This is a genomic window from Gammaproteobacteria bacterium, from assembly GCA_003696665.1.
Lineage (GTDB): Bacteria > Pseudomonadota > Gammaproteobacteria > Enterobacterales.
Genome location: RFGJ01000260.1, coordinates 1 through 1,474 on the forward strand (window position 1 = coordinate 1; position 1,474 = coordinate 1,474).

The 1,474-nt window shown below is 52.9% G+C and carries 2 protein-coding genes; both read right to left on the minus strand.

What is annotated here, in order from left to right:
- A partial coding sequence (locus tag D6694_07185; protein RMH43167.1) for a DUF523 domain-containing protein occupies positions 1-459 on the minus strand: 459 nt, incomplete at its 3' end.
- 264 nt (positions 460-723) lie between these two features.
- Positions 724-1,149: a thioredoxin TrxC gene (trxC, locus tag D6694_07190; GenBank protein RMH43168.1), complete on the minus strand. Its 426-nt coding sequence runs from the start codon at positions 1,147-1,149 to the stop codon at positions 724-726.
- Positions 1,150-1,474 lie beyond the last annotated feature (325 nt).

Here is a 1,474-nt window from a genome sequence, read left to right on the forward strand (position 1 = left end):
CATGATGTCCTGCAGGCGTCCGTTTTCCTCGACGGGCAGCCAGGGCATGGCCTCCATCAGCCGCGCCGTCCACAGGCCAACGCCACGCTTTTCGCCCTGGGGATTGCCTTCACTGAACACGGGCACCCGCTCCATGCCGCAGGACGGACTCTTGGCACAGACGACGTAGCCGCACAGGTGGGTCAACGTCGGCAGCTTCTGATCCGCAAACCGGTGCATCTTGTCGGTCACATCCAGCGAGGCATCTTGCGTGCCGCAGACACGGATCTGCCCACTTTTCTCAACCAAACGGATCGTGGGCCGGGGGATGCCAAGGCCAATCGCCACTTCCGGGCAGACCGGCACATAGGCAAACCATCGGGACAGTTCATCCGTGACAAACCGGTGGCGCTTGTGGCCACCGTCATAGCGCACTTCTTCGCCCAGTACACAGGCACTGACACCGACGGGAATCTTCATTTCCGAACCTTGTACAAATTACAATTATTGTACAAGGTAACACCAAATGTTAAGTTATACAAATATGATTTTTGTATAATCAATGAGAGGGTACACAGTGCGTGTGCAACTGAACCGTTCGACACTCACAAAATCCTAGCGCCTCAATCGGTGTTAATGAAACCCCTGTTCAACCACGCAAAGACCACAAAAAGCAGTGACGCCGTTGGTTTGTTTTACGCCACTGCTTTAGTCCGGTCCGAATCTCGCTTGAGCGCCGACATACTATCGGTGACTTCGAATCCAATCCATCAACTGATGCAGTGGCATGGCACCAGCTTGTTGGGCGACCACTTGACCGCCTTGAAAAATCATCAACGTGGGAATGGAGCGAATGCCATATTGGGCCGCCAAATGAGGAGATGTCTCGGTATTCACCTTGACGAATAAGGCTTCACCTTTCATCAGTTTGGCGGCCTCAGCGAACACCGGCGCCATCATACGGCATGGCCCACACCACGATGCCCAAAAGTCCACAACAATTGGATGCTCGGACCTCGTCACCAACTTGTCAAAAATCGTATCCGAAACGTTGACCGGTTCCTCCGGAAGAAGTTGACTCCCGCACCGCCCACATTTAGGGTCTTGCGATCGTTTATCTTCAGGTATGCGGTTTGTTTGTCCACATTGATGGCAAACTAGATGTATCATAGTGATTCCTAATGTGACTCGAATGTGCTTTATTAGTGGGTGCTAATATTGAGTTTTCAAGATCATTATTCAAATCCCCCCGACTTCGCGTTTACCCATTCTGAATGGCATTGGAGTGATGATGATTATGGCGTCACAGACAATATCGATAACGCCACATGGGTGATCGATTGCACCAGCACCCACATTTTCTTGCCGAATCAGGGGAGCACCGTTGAAGTTGCCGCGCCCCCAACGCATCTTATTTGGCTGAGTCGCCGGCAAGGCATCGCAGCCCGCCTATGGGCAGCGCCTTTCATCAACGCAGCGGGTGTGTGGCGGCCAC

Coding starts and splice junctions, on each gene's coding strand:
- trxC (RMH43168.1), bottom strand. CDS start 1,149: ATGATACATCTAGTTTGCCATCAATGTGGACAAACAAACCGCATACCT.